Genomic DNA, 16,213 nt, shown 5'->3' with positions numbered 1-16,213 from the left:
ATGAAAACTACCATTGAAATCATTCAGGCCGATATCACCACACTGGCGGTTGATGCCATTGTCAATGCCGCCAACAACACGCTACTGGGCGGTGGCGGGGTTGACGGCGCCATCCATCGCGCTGCCGGGCCGGGCCTGCTGCAGGAATGCGCCGGGCTGGGCGGCTGCGAGACCGGAGATGCCAAGATCACGGGGGGCTATAATCTGCCCGCCAGATACGTCATCCATACTGTCGGGCCGGTCTGGAAGGATGGTGCACATGGTGAACCGGAACTTTTACGCAGCGCCTACCAACGCTGCTTCCAGGTAGCACGGGAGCATGGCGTTACAAGCATCGCCTTTCCGGCCATCAGCTGTGGCGTGTACGGCTACCCCATGCGGCAAGGGGCGGTCATCGCACTTGCGACGGCCAAAGAGGCTGAGGCAACGGGCAGCTTCGAACGGATTGTCTTTGTTCAGTACAACGCCGCAACCCAGCAGGTCTACACCGAAGCGGCGGCCAGCCTCGGCATCTGATAATTCAGTATTTCCTCTGTTCAATGAATCACACGAACTGATCCACCTCTCGACTGGCAATCCAGCAAGCACACAAAAAATACCATGCTGGCTATCTAAGTTTTGTATGATTGGAAGTGTCAAAGCACCAATCAAAAAACAAGGAGGCCAACATGGCAAGGAACAGTTTATCAGGTTTGCAATGTTTTGTTACCGGTTTTGAACAAGACCTGTTCTATGTCGGTATAGATGTGCACAAGCGCAGCTATCATGCTGCTCTTCGCCGGTCTGACGGTCGCGCTCAATCTATGGTGATTCCCGCCTCACCCCAGTCTGTAGTTGACCTGCTTACCGGTTTGGGCATTCAGATCGGCGCTGTTGCATATGAATCCGGTCCTACTGGTTTTTCCCTCGCCAGAGCACTCAATGATGCCAGTATTCCGGTGATCGTTGCCGCACCGAGCAAGATTCCCCGTTCGGTAACTCCTAGTGCCAAGTGTGATCGACTCGATTGCCTGAAACTGGCTGAATATGCTGCCAAGGGAATGTTGAGGTCGATCGCCATACCAACACCTGAGGAAGAAGCCCGTCGGACACTGTTGCGCCGCCGCCATATGGTAGTCGATACCGTAAGACGCTGCAAGCAGAGGATTAAAGGATTACTTCTCTTCATTGGCATCAACGAACCGAAAGAATTGGAGCATTGGCAGCAGGGCGCAGAGACTGCACTGCGTGCTCTGCCAACCGAACCATCTGCACAGGAAACACTGGAAAGCTACCTGCGCGAGTTGATATTTAACCAGGAAGAACTGCGCAGGGTCGAACACCAGCTGAAATCACTGCCGAAACCGCAAGAAGTGGCCATCAGCATAGCATGCCTACAGTCAGTTCCCGGTGTAGGTCCGACAGTCGCAACCACTTTTGCACTTGAGTTGTTCAGGCCTGATCGGTTTAAGAGACCTGAAGAAGTAACCAGTTATCTCGGACTAGCTCCTGTCGTACGGCATAGCGGGAACAAGACACCCTCCGGACGGTTGGTTCCGGTCGGCCAAACCAGGTTGCGCAGCTTGTTGATTGAAGCCGCATGGATGTGGAGGGCAAGAGATGACTATGCCGACAGTATATACCGGCGTCTGTTAGGCAAAACCGGAATTGCCCAGAAAGCCATCGCAGCTTTAGCGCGACGCCTGGCAATTATCCTCTGGCGTCTTTGTATCGAACATCGCCGTTATCGGCAGGCTACGGCCTGAATCAGTAAAGTCGCGACGGCCCTTTTGCCATACCAGTGGCGGACAAAAAATGGCGAACCTTCTCTTGGTACCGGATCGGTACTTGGCGTGAAATCGGCGCGAATAAGAAAAGGCATCCACATATGTAGATGCCCAGGGAGAAGGTAAGACTAAACCAAAACACGCTCTTTGAAATAAGCTTGACAGATAGCCACATAAGAAAAGGGCAGGATAAAAACCCTGCCCTCACACGACTCTATTTCAAGAAACGCTTATTCGCCCAGAACCTGTACCAAGCCGCTGTCCAGGTCGTACTTGGCGCGAACGATCTTGGCCTTCTTCAACTCAACGTACTCTTTGATAATTGGTGACTTGGCTTCGAGATGCTCGGAAACCAGCTTGATGTTCTCAATGATGCACTCTTCAACCTGAGCTGCCTGAGCAGTCGTGCCAACTGCTTTCGGCTGACCATTCAGAACAGCCGCGACAGCCGGAGTAATGTCTTCAACAAGGCTGCCGATGTTGCCTTCAACCGCGTTCGGATATGCACCGTAGGTTGCGCTGACAGCACCGCAACGCTCATGGCCCAGAACGACGATCAGGTTGGCGCCCAGGTGCTCAAGGGCATACTCAATGGAGCCCAACTCGTGGGGGGCGACGATGTTACCGGCCACGCGAACAACGAAGATTTCGCCCAGACCTTTGTCAAAAATAATTTCTGCAGGCAGACGGCTGTCAGAACAGGTCAGCACGACGGCAAACGGTTTCTGGCCAGCTGCAACCTCAACGCGCTCGGCCGGTGTAGCATATTTTTTCAGTAGCTCCAGGTCGCCTTTGACAAACTTGGCATTGCCTTTCAGCAGAAGCTCCAGACCCTGCTCAGGGGTCGGCTTGGCGCAAACTCCACCAAAATTGTAGGTACCGGTTGTACAATTGAGTTCGGCGGCAAATGCGGGTACTGCGAACATGAGACATGCTGCTGCGGTTAACAAAACTTTCTTCATTTCGATGCTTCCTCCTGGGGGTGCCTGACGGCGGATTAGGGCGGGTGCCCGATTAAATTCTGTTTGTTTACGGTATATAAAAATCGAGCGGTTTTATCAGACTTGCGTGCAGCTTGTCAAGCTTCATTCCTTATTGAAATGTAATTAAATTGAATTTCGAAACATCAGTCGATGTTACAACCCCTTGTTGCCACAGGACTGATGTGCTACAACATCCTTATGCTCCATCTCAAACAACTCTCCAAAGACTTCGCCGGAAAACCGCTGTTTACGAATATTTCCTGGCACCTGAAAAAGCGCGAACGGGTAGCCCTTGTCGGCGAGAACGGCGCCGGCAAATCCACCCTGATGAAGATCATCGCCGGGCTTTCCGAACCGACCGCGGGCGAGATCCAGTTTGCCCGCGGCGCCCGCGCTGCCTATCTGCCCCAGGACGGCATCGTTACCACCGGCTGCCTGCTGTTCCACGAGGCCCGCTCTGCTTTCGGCGATCTGCTGGCCATGGAGGAGGAGCTGCACACGCTGGGGCAGGAATTGGAGCAACAGCCGCACGACTCTCCCGACCACGAGCAGATGCTGCAGCGCTACGGCGAATTGCAGGAACAGTTCCGCCATGGCGGCGGCTACACCATGGAGGCCGAGATCGGTACGGTGCTCAAGGGACTGGGGTTCCAGCAGGATGACTGGTACCGGGACTGCGGCGAGTTTTCCGGCGGCTGGCAGATGCGCATCGCATTGGCGCGGCTGCTGCTGCAGCGGCCGGATGTGCTGCTGCTGGATGAGCCGACCAACCACCTGGATATCGAGGCGCGCAACTGGCTGGAGGAGTACCTCTGCTCCTACCCCGGCTCGGTGATCCTGGTCTCCCATGACCGCTTCTTCATGGACCAGGTCTGCAGCCGCATCGCCGAGGTCTGGAACCACACCATTGCGGATTATCACTGCAGCTATTCCCGCTATCTGGTCCAGCGCGAGGAGCGGGTCTCGGCCCTTCGCGAGGCCAAGCGCCTGCAGGATGACGAGGTGGAGAAGACGGAGGATTTCATCCGCCGCTTCCGCTACCAGGCCAACAAGGCCTCCCTGGTCCAGTCGCGCATCAAGCAGCTGGAGAAGGTTGAACGCATCGTCATCCCGCCGGAGCGCAAGCGCATCCGTTTCCAATTCCCCGATGCCCCCAAAAGCGGCAAGATCGTCATAGAACTGAAGGGTCTGACCAAGGCATTCGGCAGTCACGTGGTGCTGAACAATATCGACCTGACGATTGAAAAGGGTGAGCGGGTGGCCCTAGTGGGACACAACGGGGCCGGTAAATCCACCCTGATGTCCGTATTGGCGGGGACTGAATTCCAGGGGGGCGAGCGGGTCATCGGCCACCATGTGACCATGGACTATTTCGCCCAGGATCAGGCCAATGTACTGGATTTTGATCGCAGCGCCTGGGATGAGCTCTACGCCGATGCTCCCTACGAGATGGTACCCAAACTGCGCGACATCCTGGGGGCCTTCCTGTTTGCCGGCGATGACATCCACAAAAAGGTCGGTGTTCTCTCGGGAGGCGAACGTAACCGTCTGGCCCTGGCCAAGATGCTGCTGCGCCAATCCAACCTGCTGCTGATGGATGAACCGACCAACCACCTGGACCTGTTCAGCAAAGAGGTGTTGCTGGATGCCCTGAAGAGCTTCGAGGGTACGGTGGTGTTTGTCTCCCATGACCGCTATTTCGTCAATGGCCTGGCCACCCGCATCATCGAGGTAGAGGGAGGCGGCCTGGAAAACTATTACGGCGACTACGAGTATTTCCTCGCCAAAAAAGAGGGTCTGGCAGGCGCTTCTGGCAGCCCAAACACCGAAGAGCCCCGCAGCACAACAGCTCCGGATGCGCTGCCTGAGCAGCCCAAGGAAGAGCGCAAGCGCAGCCGTGAGGAAGAAAAACAGCGCAAGCGCGAGGACGACAAGCTCAAGAAGCGGCTGGGTGAGATCGAGAGGGAGATTGCTGCTACGGAGTCTGATGTTGCCCGTCTGGAAGAGGAGATGGGACAGCCCGGGTTCTTTGACGATCTGGAGCGGGGCAAGGCCGGTGGCGAGCGTCATGCCGCCCTGAATGCCCGCCTGGAGGAGCTGTATGGAGAGTGGGAAGGGTTGTCGGGGTAAACCTGATAACGGCCGTTGAACCGAAGAGGACGCAGAGAAAACAAATAGTTTATATAACAGTCTCTTTCTTCAAAATGGTGTAACGCACTAGAATTTTAAGCTATTGAATGTCCTCCGCGTTCCTCCGTGTACTCTGCGGTAAATGCTTTTGTTAGGTTAAATGGGTCTGACACTTTATACATAATCATGTTCCATGGCATACAGCCAGACCAGGATCTCTGCCACGGCCCGGTACAGTTCGGGCGGGATGTGCTGGTCCGTATCCACCTGCATCAACAGGTTGACCAGTTCGGGTGATTCGTGGACGTAGATCCCGGCTTCATGGGCACAGGCGATGATCGCTTCGGCCATGACACCCTTGCCGCGGGCCACGACCACCGGGGCATAGTAGCCCTGTTTGTAGGAGAGCGCCGCGGCCTTGCGCTCGTCATCCTTATGGCGTGTCATGCTGTATTCCGATCTCTCCCGGCGTCAAGCCGGCAGCCTCCAGTTGTTCTGCCAGCCTCGGCCGTCCGGCGGCCAACACAATGGCCGAGGCATTCTCACCCGTGCGGATGTCAACGCTGACCCGGTTGCCGTCAACCTTCAGCCGGGCGCTGATGGCCCCCAGTTTCGGCAGGGTAATCTGCAGTGACGTGTCCCAGCTGCGCTCCTGGCCGCCTTCCTTATTGCGATGGGCCTCCCGCTCACCCACCGACCATTCCATTCGCTGACCCGGAAATAGATCACCCCGAAAGAGTACCTGGCCGTTCTGCAGGGCCGTCAACTGTTCTTGCACTACCGACAGGGAGCGCTGGTCGACAAGGCTGTCCTGGGGATTGGTGGTGCCGGCCCTCTTCAGCATCGCCTCCATCACCTCCAGCGACCCGGTTTTCAGCGTGGCCCGGGCCAGGTCCTCAGCCAGCGGCCCTGTCGGAAGCGGAGCTGTGGCCTGCTGATTGAGGCGGGAAAGTTTTCCCTGCGGTTCCCGCAGCAGATCTGCCAGCGGAAATTCGCCGCCGAACCAGCGGGCCAGGTGGGACTCGTAGAACAGGCCGCTTTCCCGCAGGCCCTGCTGCAGCATCCGTCCCACCTGGGTCGAGTCAATTGGTGGTTCGGACAGAAGCGTGCGCAGGATGCCCAGGGTGGCCTGGGCCGGCAGCTGTTCGCTTGTGGCCCCCAGGAAACCGCTCAGCCAGCGGCCGGTATCGCTCACGCGGGCGTCTCCTCCACGGCCGAAACGTGCCAGCAGGAAGGTCGGTTGGGGATCATTCGAGATAAAGAACAGGTTGACCTTATCCCCCCGCGATGTCCCTTTCGGCATGCTGAATTCCAGGTTCTGACCGGCGACCTGCAGCATGAAGCGGCCGCCGCCCAGTGCCGCCATGACCTCGCCCTTGAGTTGCTGTCCGGGCAACAGGCCGGACGGCGCGGATTGTTGATTGAGGGCCTCCAGGAGCGCCAGGCGGTTGCCCTTGATCAGCGCCTGAAGCAGCTTTGCCATATCGTCGTTGAGGATGATGCCGTTACCCTGCTGCAATACGTTGTGCCCGGCTGTAATCGCGGCGGCACCCGCCTGGTTTGACAGCTCTGATGCTGGGCGGTTCTGCAGGATATTCTGATAGGTGAAAGCCTCATCCTTGATAACGGTGAATGCGGGTGAATCGGGGGGCAGACTCTTCAGCACTGTATTCAGGCGTTCCAGCACGAACATCTGCTGATTCGAAACACCCCCCTGGTTGTGCTCCAGTACACTCAGCCAGCGGCCGGCTTCGCTCAGTGTGCCGGGTCCCACCTCCGGCGTGCTGCGGGCGATGGCGAACAGGGGTTTCGGTTGCGAGGAAATGAAGGTCAGGCGCAGGATTTCGCTGGCCTGGACATTGCGGGGGATGATCAGCTCCAGTGTTGTGCCGGCCACAGAAACAAAGGCCCGGTTGCCCGGCAATGTACCGATGACCGCCCCTTCCACCTCCTGGCCGGGCATGAGCGGCAGGGGTGCGACCGGCTGGTTGACCGCTTCGGCCAGGATGAAGCGCGAGGAGCGGGCGATATGCTGGAGAATCTGGGAAGCATTTGACTCGAAGGCGGCCAGGCGGGACTGATCAGGTGTGAGTGCCCGGGCAAGCTGCTGTTGTGGTGTACCCGCGGCACTCTTGGCGGACTGTCCTGAAGGGCTGTAGGTCAGCGCCTCGTCCATCAGGTTGGCCAGCACTCCGGCTTCACCGGAAGAGCGTCGCAGCATGTCGCTGACACTCTGCAGTGATGTCCGCAGATCGGGATCGACGCTCTGTTCGTCCCCTACCATCAATCCCAGCAATCGTGAAGCGTCGGTCAGGCTGACCGGCGGGGCGGCAACCCCCTGGCGGGCAATGGCAAAGGTCGAGCGCGGAGCGGCCGAGACAAAGGTCATCTCCAGGTTCTGACCCGGCCGGACCTTCATCGGCAACTCCATGTTGAGCTTTTCCGTGCCGATCTGGACCTGCACGCGGTTGTTGGGCAGCGTCGACAGTACTTCGGCTGTTACCCGTTGACCGGGTGAAAGGTTGAGGCCGGTGTGTGCACCGGTCTCCTGGTCGCTGCTGACAAAGGAGAGGTTGGATGCCTTGGAGAGCAGGTCGAAGACCTGCTGCTGGATGTCGGAGTTTATGGGCATTAAAAAATACACCTTTAAAACGGCTGTCAGCCACAGAGAACACAGAGTAATTAGTCGTCCCTGCAAAAGCTTAACATACTGATATTATTTGTTTATTATGCGTTTACCGTATGATAGAATCGCCAGTAATTGGAGTTACACATCAATTTTCTGGTGATTTCATGAGACCAAAAACACAAGTGAGTGATCAGGGTGACCTGTACCGCTCACGACTCGACCAGATCCTCAACCGGACGCATCCACTGTATCGTCTGGCTGATTCCATTGACTGGTCTTTCTTTGAAACCGAGTTCGGCCCATTGTACTCAGACGGCATGGGACGGCCTGCTGCTCCGATCCGTTTGCTGGTGGGGCTACACTACCTGAAACATGCCTACAACGAATCGGACGAATCTGCTGTTGAGCGATTCCTTGAAAACCCTTACTGGCAATACTTTTGCGGTTGTGAGTACTTCCAACACCAGATGCCGATTGACCCGACCACTTTGGTGCGCTGGCGTAAGCGCATTGGCCCTGCCGGTATGGAGAAGCTTCTTCAAGGGACCATCGAAACAGCCAAGAGTAACGGCCACGTCAGCGAGAAACACATTGAGCGGGTCAACGTCGATACCACCGTCCAGGAGAAGGCCATTGCCTACCCTACCGATGCCCGTCTTTACCACAAGGCCAGAAGAGCCCTGGTGAGACTGGCAAAGGAGCACGGCATTGAACTGCGCCAGAGCTTTGAGCGGCTCGGCAAGCAGGCCTTGGTCATGAACGGTCGCTATGGCCACGCCCGTCAAATCAAGCGTGCCAAGCGTGAACAGAAGAAGCTGCGCAACTACCTTGGTCGGGTCATCCGTGATATCGAACGTAAACATCCTGAACCTGATAGCCGTTTTGCTGATCTTCTCAAGCTTGCCAGGCGCATTTACAGCCAGACCCGGAACGACTCGAACAAGGTCTACAGCATCCATGCTCCTGAGGTCGAGTGCATCGCCAAGGGAAAGACCCACAAGAAGTACGAGTTCGGCTGCAAGGTTTCAATTGTCAGCTCATCAAGAGACAACTGGATCATCGGCATGCAGGCCGTTCATGGCAACCCCTATGACGGCCACACCCTCAAGAGTTCGCTGGAACAGGCAACCCGCATCACTGGCTGGACACCGGAGCATGCCTACTGTGACAAGGGCTACAAGGGAGCACACAAAGAAGTAACCGATTTTGTTGTACACCTGGCCAACAAGAGCAAGAAGAGCATGAAACCAAGCGAATGGCGCTGGTACAAACGAAGAAACGCCATTGAACCGATCATCGGCCACACAAAGAGCGACAACCGGTTGGACCGCAACTTCCTCAAAGGCAAAGAGGGCGATATGATCAACGCCATCCTGGCCGGATGCGGTTTCAACATCAAGAAGCTCCTCAGAGCTATCCTTTTGTGGCTTTTCAAAGAGCGGTTCAGGGGCATCCTAACCGACTGGACAACCCTGAACCGGCTATTGGGGCAACAATTACAACCCGTCTGAAATCAAATTCAGACTTTTTCAGGGACGACTAATTAGTACAATTATTTATTTTTCAGAGTCAGGTTGTTGGTGTCAGAATATATCAATATGTTATTGATTTTTCACTGAGAACTCTGTGCCCTCTGTGGCCGTCGTTGGGATCAGTGGTCTTTCCCGGAATATTACCCCCAGAGGAGATACCCGGATTCGTAGATATTCCCCAGAGTGTTGTGACGCGGCATGACCCGCAACATGAAACCGTGCCGGCCGCAGAAGCGGCATTCCATCTGGCCGCTGAACTGGTGGATGCCGTTGCCCAGGTTCCCGCTGTGTTCGAGCTGTACGATCTCGCCTCCCTGGATGTTGCCCTTGGAATCGAGTACACCGAAATAGCCTTCTACCGAGACTTCATCGGGAGCGATTTCCCCCAGGGCCACCCGGGAAAAGACCGGGACACTGCTTCCGACTGCCACGGCGTCGGAGACCTGCGCCTCGGCCTGCTCAATTTTGACCTGTGGCCAGGCCTTGAAGACCCGTGACTTCCAGCGGGCCAGGTCTCTTGCCAGCTCCAGGTCATCGGCCACAAAACGGCTCCACTGGCGATAGGAGGGGAGGTAGGACAGTTCGGCGTACTCCTGAACCATGCGGTCGGTGGAGAATACCGGGCAGAGGCTCTGCATGGAGGCCTTCATGGTCGCTACCCAGGCGCGGGGCACGTTGTCGCCGCTCCGGTCGTAGAAGTGCGGCACAACCTCCTTCTCCAGCAGGTCATAGGTGGCGCGGCTCTCGACCTGGTTCTGGTACTCCACGTCCTCGTAGACCTCCCCCTTGCCGATGGCCCAGCCGTTGTTGCCCTGGTAGCCTTCGCACCACCAGCCATCCAGGACGCTCATGTTGAGGCCGCCGTTGAAGGCCACCTTCATGCCGCTGGTGCCGCTGGCCTCCATCGGCCGCAGCGGGGTGTTGAGCCAGACATCCACACCCTGGACCAGGTGGCGGGCCACCTCCATGTCATAATCCTCGATGAAGACGATCCGGTGGCGGAAACGCTCCTGATGGGAGGCCTGCACCAGCTGGCGGATTAGCTCCTTGCCTTCCTGGTCCTGGGGATGGGCCTTGCCGGCAAAGATGATCTGCACCGGCATTTCGGGGTTGTTGAGGATGCGGGACAGCCGGTCCAGGTCGCGCAGCAGCAGGGTGCCGCGCTTGTAGGTGGCAAAGCGCCGGGCAAAGCCGATCGTCAGTGTCTCGGGGTCGAGCACCTCCTCGGCCGTGGCGATCTCCTTGGTGGTGGCGCCGACCTTGATCAGCTGGGCCTTCAGGCGCTTGCGGGCAAAATCGACCAGTTTTTCGCGGCAGCTCAGCTGGGTGCGCCACAGTTCTGCATCGGGGATCTTGGAGATCCGCCGCCAGACATTGTGATCGGTGGGATCCTCCATCCAGCGGGTGCCCAGATAGCGCACCAGCAGGCTGGCCATGTGATTGGACATCCAGGTGCGGGTGTGGACACCGTTGGTGATGGAGTTGAGCGGCAGCTGTTCCACCGGCAGTTCCGGCCAGACATTTTTCCACATTTCACGGGAGACTTCGCCGTGCAGCTGACTGACGCCATTGGCATGGCCGGCCAGCTTGATGGCCAGTACTGCCATGCAGAAGTTCTCCAGCTGGTTGCGGACATCCTGCCGGCCCAGTCCGATGAATTCGTCCCGTGTCAGGCCCAGTTGCTTGTAGTAGCGGTTGAAATACTTCTCGATCAGCTCGGCCGCAAAGTGGTCGATGCCCGCCTCCACCGGTGTGTGCGTGGTGAAGATGTTGCCGGCACTTACGATCTCGCGGGCCTCGGAGAAACTGACGCCGCGCTTGTCCATCAGCAGGCGGATGCGCTCCAGTGCCAGGAAGGCGGCATGTCCCTCGTTCATGTGGCAGACATTGGGGATGATGCCCAGGGCGCGCAGGGCCCGAATCCCGCCGATGCCCAGCAGGATCTCCTGGATCATGCGCATTTCCTTGTCGCCGAAATAGAGCTGGGCCGTGATCAGGCGGTCCTCGGGCGAGTTGGACTCCAGATTGGTATCCAGCAGATACAGCGGAACCCTGCCGACCTGGACGCGCCAGATATGGACGCGGAATTTCCGGAGGCCGAATTCCAGTTCGATCTCCAAAGGATTACCGGCCTCATCCCGCTCCAGGATCAGCGGCAGGTTATAGAAGTCGTTCTCGGGATAGTACTCCTGCTGCCACCCTTCGTTGTTGAGGTACTGGCGGAAATAGCCCTGGCGGTAGAGCAGCCCCACCCCCACCAGAGGCAGACCCAGATCGCTGGCCGACTTGAGATGGTCGCCGGCCAGGATGCCCAGGCCGCCGGAATAGATCGGCAGGGATTCGTGCAGGCCGAACTCCATGGAAAAGTAGGCTACCCGCATCTTGGAATTGCCGTTGGCATTCTTCTGAAACCAAGTCTTTTCCCCCAGGTACTCGGAAAGCTTTTCATCGACCATCTTGAGGTGGGCCATGAAGCCCTCGTCGGATTTGAGGGATTCCAGCGTGGTCTGCTGGAGGATGCCCAGCATCTCCACCGGGTTATGGCGGGTGGATTGCCACAGGTCGGTATCCAGGCGCCGGAACAGGTTGATGGCGTCCGGTTCCCAGCACCACCACAGGTTGTAGGCGATGCGCTGCAACGCGGCCAGTTCTTTTGTCAGCGACGGAACGACGGTGAATTTATGCAGCATTTTCGTGAAGTCCATGGCAAACACCTCGTATGGTTTTATGCGCGGAAGGCGTAGTATCTTCCTGCTTCTGTGGTAGTGTGGCTCAGCGGCGGCGCGGCTTTATGCCTGCCGCTCCCCTTATCCTGATTCATAATCCCAGCCGCCGGATAAAAATTGTACTCCCATTTGTGGAATAAGCCAAATGTGACTGAATAGGAAAAGGCCGGCTCTCCGACTGAGCATGTATTGATTCACCCTACGCGAGGCTTTCGAGGTCCTGGCGCATAATAACGCCCCAGCTTTGCATCCAGTTCGTCAATCCAACCGGCTTTGGCGTCGGGAAAGGCATCCGCGTAGGGCACGTAGGGTTTGATATCCAGAACCGGTGTGCCATCCAGGAGGTCTACACCTCGAAGGTGTAGCGTCCTGCCTTCAATCTTTACTAATTCCACAGCCGATAGGCCGATAGAATTGGGGCGATGAGGGGAGCGGGTAGCCAAAACGCCTCGCTTTGGTCCACCCCGAGGCGGTTTGACACAGCTTTTCCAGCCTTCACTCAGATGAAAGGCGAAGATCAGCCACAGCCGATCGAAACCGTGCAGGTCTTGAATAACTTCCTCGTCCAGCCAATCAGCGAGTTCCAAGGTGGCAATCGCAAATTCCCCGGTTTCCGTGCCTTCCACCACCGTGCTTTGATGGGGTGCATCAATGCGTCGGGCATAGGGGGATCGCAGGATGCCAATGGGGCGATAGATAAAAGGGGAGTCTTGGGTCATGTCAGGTGACTTTTGTTCCGATTCTGAGCATCGCTTCTGTAATCATATTAGGTGCCTGTCCTTTTATTCTCTCGGATACACTCATTTGCTTAGCTATCTCCCCAGATACACCGGACACTGATCGATGCGGCGATCAATCTCATGTACCAGTCCCTGGTATGCTGCACTATCCAGCCCCTTGTAACGCTGCTCAAACTCCCCTTGTGGCATATCCTCCGGCAAATCGGCAACAATCGGGAAAAAAAGGGCTTCCCCGGAGCGAACGGCCAGGAGTTCCTGAAGGCGCCGCGCCCCACCGGATGGATCGGTGGCAACTTCGACAAAACGGATTCCGGCGCGATCGGCCGCAAGATCGACAAAGCTGAAACCGCTGCCTCCCCGGTTGGCGTCCAGCAACTCTTTAAACTCGCCAATCGCGCTGCTGATACTATAATCGGAGAGCAGCTTGAGCCCGGCAGAAACGATAAAATGGAGCCGCAGATCCTGCCTGCCTCCCAACGGCACTTTCTGAAGGTGTGCCGATCTGCTCAGCAGCTCTTCCGGTAGATTGATATGTGCAAGTTTGTCGAACTGGGGATTACCCAGGTAGATTGCAAGCGCCAGCAGTGCCGAATTGTTTTCCGTCACCGGTTCTCCCGCAGCCGAACGCTCGCGTGCCAGTTGGAACAGCGGCCCCAGGTAATCGGCGAGGGATGGATTGGCAGATGGCTGAAAATGCCGTTCAGTTTCCAGCAGCCGGGTATAGTATTGTGTGATCACTGCCGTGTCCCACGGTTTTTTCCCGTTCTGGCCGATATGTGCCAGCTTTGTCAGAAGCTGCTGCAAACGCTTGAGACGCTCCTTGTTCTTGGCCAGAGAGGCTATTTCCACGACAACGGTACCTCTTGTTATATCCAGAGATCTGATCGACTCCAGCAGCACAGATCCGTCATGATTGCCCATGGCGACGTTGAGAAGCTTTTTCGACACAGACCAGACCAGCCAGCCGGGCAGTGGCAGCTTGCCAATCCTAACACCATCCAGGTTCAATCCCCGTTCATCCGGTAGAATCTCTCCGCGCAGGTTCAGGTATTGCCCCAGTGGATTGCGTGGCATCCGCACGCTGATATTCACACGCAGAACGCCCTGTGTCACAAAGACTTGTCCTGAAAAACGCCTGACACCGCGTCCGCCCAGGAGCATAACGGCATTCAGGTCACTTTCAGACGCAGCAATCACGGTGATCTCCCGCTGGTCTTCAAGAGCGCTCAGAATGGTTTTCGCTAGAAATTTAACCTGTTGGGCAGATTCAACCGTCGGCACCGATGTCCTTACGACCAAAGGATCATTTTGCAGGGCAAGGCCGGCCAGCAGAACGATGGTAACCAGGGGGATTACGACTGTCAGGGCAATGATGAAGAGCCATCTCAGTTTTCGTGTTGGCCCGCCGTTGCCTGTCGGTGTATTCCGGGAAGTTAAACGTGTTTTTGTAGAATTATGAAGTAGAGACATTGAAAATCCTATACCAGGAGCACTCCCCGGTTTTAGTGCGAGGCGCCCCAATATTCCAGGTTTTAGCAGCTGGGAGTGGAAGTTGTCCCATTAATTCTTTTACTTTGATATGGTGTGTATCAGTGTGCATAAATAATTTATGACCAGTAAAGAGATCATCAAACGACTTGAAAACGAGGGTTTGCATTGTGTCGGTGGTAAAGGTGACCACCAGAAGTACAAACACCCGTCGAAAGCTGGTCATGTAGTGGTTCCACATCACGGAAAGACATGGCAACCGGAACCTTGCGGAACATTTACCGGCAAGTTGGTTGGGAATGGAGATAAAATGTTATACCCCGCATATATTCATGTTGGTGACGATCAACACGCCCATGGCGTAACTATTCCCGACTTTCCCGGCTGTTTCTCAGCCGCTGACGAGTGGGAAGACTTACCACGCATGATCCAAGAGGCTGCATAAGTCTATTTTGAAGGCGAAGATATACCCGTACCAGCACCAACATCACTAGAAAAATTGGCCGTAAACCCCGAATATCAAGGAGGGGTATGGCTCTTGGTAGATATTGATCTTGCCAAGCTTAAAGTTAAAGCAAAGCGGGTTAATATCACCATGCCGGAAAATCTTCTGAATGAGATAGACCGTTACGCCGTGCAGCACCAGATGACTCGCTCCGGCCTATTGGCCCAAGCCGCAGGACAATATATTCACCGCAAACAAGCAGCGTAATCAAGTCTGAACCGACTTTTCTTGCATTGCTACTTGGTAACCTCAATAATCAGTCCCCTTATTGCTCCCCAAGCTTAAGCGGTGCGCGTGCATGGCTGCGAAAAGGGCACAGGTCTTTCTGCGTGTCGTGTTGGGAGTTGAAAGATTACTTCATGCTTTGCTTGAGTTCGATTAATATTCTGTCTGCTGTATCGATACGAATCAGACCGCGGCGCGGATACTCAAGATCCATTATCACGAACAATGTTATTGAAATAATAGCGGCATACGTTATCACATGCAACCAACTCCGACCTCGGCATGACATCCCGTAACCAGCCAAAAGCCCACTGAAGAGGCTCAATCCCCCCAGCATGATGAAAATGATGGCGGGAGGATGATTCTGCGTTGCCACAACTCGCGTCGTAGTTATGTCGATCATTTCATTCAATGCCGGCAGCATCAACATTGCAGCAGAGGCGGGAACATCCGGGTGGCGGCAGGCGGATACCGACCTGGTCCAGATTTCGTTCTGTATTACGGCCTGTTTGGCCAGGCGCGCATTGGTTTCCGGTTTATCCTCAACATTTCGGTACGTATCCACTCTCATGTCGACATATCGACGGAATAGTTCCCGCAATTCCTGCTGTGTTTCTTCCGGTAATATTGCAATGCGGAGATAGGCCGTTCCAATGGCGTTGGCCTCCTGACCGATAAGGTGGCGGCGATCTTCGAACCTCGTCGCAGCACCGGAAAAGGTAAATGCGATTAAAAGCCCCAGGATCGCGAAAACGGCGCCTTCAATCGCACCAATTCCCTTTTGAGCAGCATCAGGATCCTGTTTCAGACTCGCAAGGCCGAGTCGCCGACCTAACTCCATACAGAGCAGCATGGCCAAAAACAGACCTACAGCGGATACTATTGTTATGATCGCATAATCCATATAATTACCTATAGTTTAACGACGCCGAGGCGCAGCGAATCACAATGTCAGCATTTCTGGCACTGATCGGCATCCGACCACTAGTCTCAAGGAAATCTCGCTGCAAGTCGATTAATAACAATGCTGTATTGTTCATTGTGACTTTCATCTAACGGCCTTGTTATGCGATATCAATAGGTTGAAACTTCGATCAAATTCATATCTGGATCCCTGAAATAAAATGAATTAATTGGTCCTGAAGCGCCAGTTCTTGCAACAGGGCCTTCTATAATTTCAACCCCTTTGCTCCGTACATGATTCATCGCCTCATCCAGTGTGACTTCAGTAATGAAGCATAAATCAGCGGAACCAGAGGTTGGTTTGTCTGCTTTGGGTTCAAACTCTTTACCTACCTGATGAAGATTGATTTTCTGATTGCCGAATTTAAGTGCCAATCTTCCGGCACCAAATTCTACTTTTTCCATTCCAAGAGCCGAAACATAGAATTGGACAGTGATTTCGATGTCTTTCACCGTTAGCACCAAGTGGTCAAGTCTATTGATGTTCATATCGTCTCCTTTTTTCGCATAACGGTAGTGAGGCTGA

General features: G+C 55.5%; 12 protein-coding genes and 2 pseudogenes. 6 read left to right on the top strand and 8 right to left on the bottom strand.

Annotation, left to right across the window (positions count from 1 at the left end):
* On the top strand, positions 1-516 hold the full coding sequence (locus tag ACOCF6_RS09930; protein WP_482460224.1) for an O-acetyl-ADP-ribose deacetylase: 516 nt from the start codon (positions 1-3) through the stop codon (positions 514-516).
* A gap of 152 nt (positions 517-668) precedes the next feature.
* Complete coding sequence (locus tag ACOCF6_RS09925) at positions 669-1,745, top strand: IS110 family RNA-guided transposase (protein WP_482460223.1); 1,077 nt, start codon at positions 669-671, stop codon at positions 1,743-1,745.
* A gap of 251 nt (positions 1,746-1,996) precedes the next feature.
* On the opposite strand, the gene ACOCF6_RS09920 is transcribed toward ACOCF6_RS09925, so the two are convergent.
* The gene (locus ACOCF6_RS09920) at positions 1,997-2,728 is read right to left on the bottom strand and encodes a carbonic anhydrase (RefSeq protein ID WP_482460222.1); all 732 of its coding nucleotides are present in this window, start codon (positions 2,726-2,728) and stop codon (positions 1,997-1,999) included.
* A 252-nt stretch (positions 2,729-2,980) separates the two neighbouring features.
* Here ACOCF6_RS09920 and ACOCF6_RS09915 point away from each other — a divergent pair.
* Positions 2,981-3,508, top strand: a pseudogene (locus tag ACOCF6_RS09915) (ATP-binding cassette domain-containing protein); the annotation flags it as partial.
* 102 nt (positions 3,509-3,610) lie between these two features.
* The gene (locus ACOCF6_RS09910) at positions 3,611-4,879 is read left to right on the top strand and encodes an ABC-F family ATP-binding cassette domain-containing protein (protein ID WP_482463320.1); all 1,269 of its coding nucleotides are present in this window, start codon (positions 3,611-3,613) and stop codon (positions 4,877-4,879) included.
* Between the two features lie 174 nt (positions 4,880-5,053).
* On the opposite strand, the gene ACOCF6_RS09905 is transcribed toward ACOCF6_RS09910, so the two are convergent.
* Both ACOCF6_RS09905 and fliK read right to left on the bottom strand, forming a co-directional pair.
* Complete coding sequence (locus ACOCF6_RS09905; RefSeq protein ID WP_482460221.1) at positions 5,054-5,326, bottom strand: EscU/YscU/HrcU family type III secretion system export apparatus switch protein; 273 nt, start codon at positions 5,324-5,326, stop codon at positions 5,054-5,056.
* On the bottom strand, positions 5,313-7,511 hold the full coding sequence (gene fliK, locus ACOCF6_RS09900) for a flagellar hook-length control protein FliK (protein ID WP_482460220.1): 2,199 nt from the start codon (positions 7,509-7,511) through the stop codon (positions 5,313-5,315). The genes ACOCF6_RS09905 and fliK overlap by 14 nt, the downstream gene beginning before the upstream one ends.
* 161 nt (positions 7,512-7,672) lie before the next feature.
* Between fliK and ACOCF6_RS09895 the strand changes: the two genes are divergently transcribed.
* Positions 7,673-9,019, top strand: coding sequence for an IS5 family transposase (locus ACOCF6_RS09895; protein ID WP_482460219.1), 1,347 nt, complete (start codon positions 7,673-7,675; stop codon positions 9,017-9,019).
* Between the two features lie 161 nt (positions 9,020-9,180).
* Here ACOCF6_RS09895 and ACOCF6_RS09890 read toward each other — a convergent pair whose 3' ends face one another.
* The 3 genes from ACOCF6_RS09890 to ACOCF6_RS09880 all read right to left on the bottom strand — a co-directional run bounded on the left by ACOCF6_RS09890 (position 9,181) and on the right by ACOCF6_RS09880 (position 13,976).
* A complete protein-coding gene (locus ACOCF6_RS09890) occupies positions 9,181-11,745 on the bottom strand; it encodes a glycosyltransferase family 1 protein (RefSeq protein ID WP_482460218.1) in 2,565 nt (854 codons plus the stop codon).
* Between the two features lie 215 nt (positions 11,746-11,960).
* Positions 11,961-12,485, bottom strand: coding sequence for a tRNA (N6-threonylcarbamoyladenosine(37)-N6)-methyltransferase TrmO (gene tsaA, locus ACOCF6_RS09885; protein ID WP_482460217.1), 525 nt, complete (start codon positions 12,483-12,485; stop codon positions 11,961-11,963).
* Between the two features lie 93 nt (positions 12,486-12,578).
* Positions 12,579-13,976, bottom strand: coding sequence for a hypothetical protein (locus ACOCF6_RS09880; protein WP_482460216.1), 1,398 nt, complete (start codon positions 13,974-13,976; stop codon positions 12,579-12,581).
* 139 nt (positions 13,977-14,115) lie between these two features.
* On the opposite strand from ACOCF6_RS09880, the pseudogene ACOCF6_RS09875 reads away from it, so the two are divergent.
* Positions 14,116-14,706: pseudogene (locus ACOCF6_RS09875) on the top strand (type II toxin-antitoxin system HicB family antitoxin).
* Positions 14,707-14,851: 145 nt separating this feature from the next.
* Here ACOCF6_RS09875 and ACOCF6_RS09870 read toward each other — a convergent pair.
* Positions 14,852-15,628 carry a bestrophin-like domain gene (locus tag ACOCF6_RS09870; protein ID WP_482460215.1) on the bottom strand — a complete coding sequence of 259 codons (777 nt, stop codon included), beginning with the start codon at positions 15,626-15,628 and terminating at the stop codon, positions 14,852-14,854.
* A 170-nt stretch (positions 15,629-15,798) separates the two neighbouring features.
* On the bottom strand, positions 15,799-16,176 hold the full coding sequence (locus ACOCF6_RS09865) for a VOC family protein (protein WP_482460214.1): 378 nt from the start codon (positions 16,174-16,176) through the stop codon (positions 15,799-15,801).
* Positions 16,177-16,213: the final 37 nt, after the last annotated feature.

Source organism: Geobacter psychrophilus (assembly GCF_056821595.1).
The sequence above is the reverse complement of the archived record's forward strand: the minus strand, read 5'-3'. Positions and strand labels throughout refer to the sequence as shown.

What these genes read in the sequence shown, in the direction of transcription:
- ACOCF6_RS09930 (WP_482460224.1), top strand. Translation starts at nt 1, where the DNA reads ATGAAAACTACCATTGAAATCATTCAGGCCGATATCACCACACTGGCG.
- ACOCF6_RS09925 (WP_482460223.1), top strand. Translation starts at nt 669, where the DNA reads ATGGCAAGGAACAGTTTATCAGGTTTGCAATGTTTTGTTACCGGTTTT.
- ACOCF6_RS09895 (WP_482460219.1), top strand. Translation starts at nt 7,673, where the DNA reads ATGAGACCAAAAACACAAGTGAGTGATCAGGGTGACCTGTACCGCTCA.
- ACOCF6_RS09880 (WP_482460216.1), bottom strand. Translation starts at nt 13,976, where the DNA reads ATGTCTCTACTTCATAATTCTACAAAAACACGTTTAACTTCCCGGAAT.
- ACOCF6_RS09905 (WP_482460221.1), bottom strand. Translation starts at nt 5,326, where the DNA reads ATGACACGCCATAAGGATGACGAGCGCAAGGCCGCGGCGCTCTCCTAC.
- ACOCF6_RS09910 (WP_482463320.1), top strand. Translation starts at nt 3,611, where the DNA reads ATGGACCAGGTCTGCAGCCGCATCGCCGAGGTCTGGAACCACACCATT.
- ACOCF6_RS09920 (WP_482460222.1), bottom strand. Translation starts at nt 2,728, where the DNA reads ATGAAGAAAGTTTTGTTAACCGCAGCAGCATGTCTCATGTTCGCAGTA.
- tsaA (WP_482460217.1), bottom strand. Translation starts at nt 12,485, where the DNA reads ATGACCCAAGACTCCCCTTTTATCTATCGCCCCATTGGCATCCTGCGA.
- fliK (WP_482460220.1), bottom strand. Translation starts at nt 7,511, where the DNA reads ATGCCCATAAACTCCGACATCCAGCAGCAGGTCTTCGACCTGCTCTCC.
- ACOCF6_RS09890 (WP_482460218.1), bottom strand. Translation starts at nt 11,745, where the DNA reads ATGGACTTCACGAAAATGCTGCATAAATTCACCGTCGTTCCGTCGCTG.
- ACOCF6_RS09870 (WP_482460215.1), bottom strand. Translation starts at nt 15,628, where the DNA reads ATGGATTATGCGATCATAACAATAGTATCCGCTGTAGGTCTGTTTTTG.
- ACOCF6_RS09865 (WP_482460214.1), bottom strand. Translation starts at nt 16,176, where the DNA reads ATGAACATCAATAGACTTGACCACTTGGTGCTAACGGTGAAAGACATC.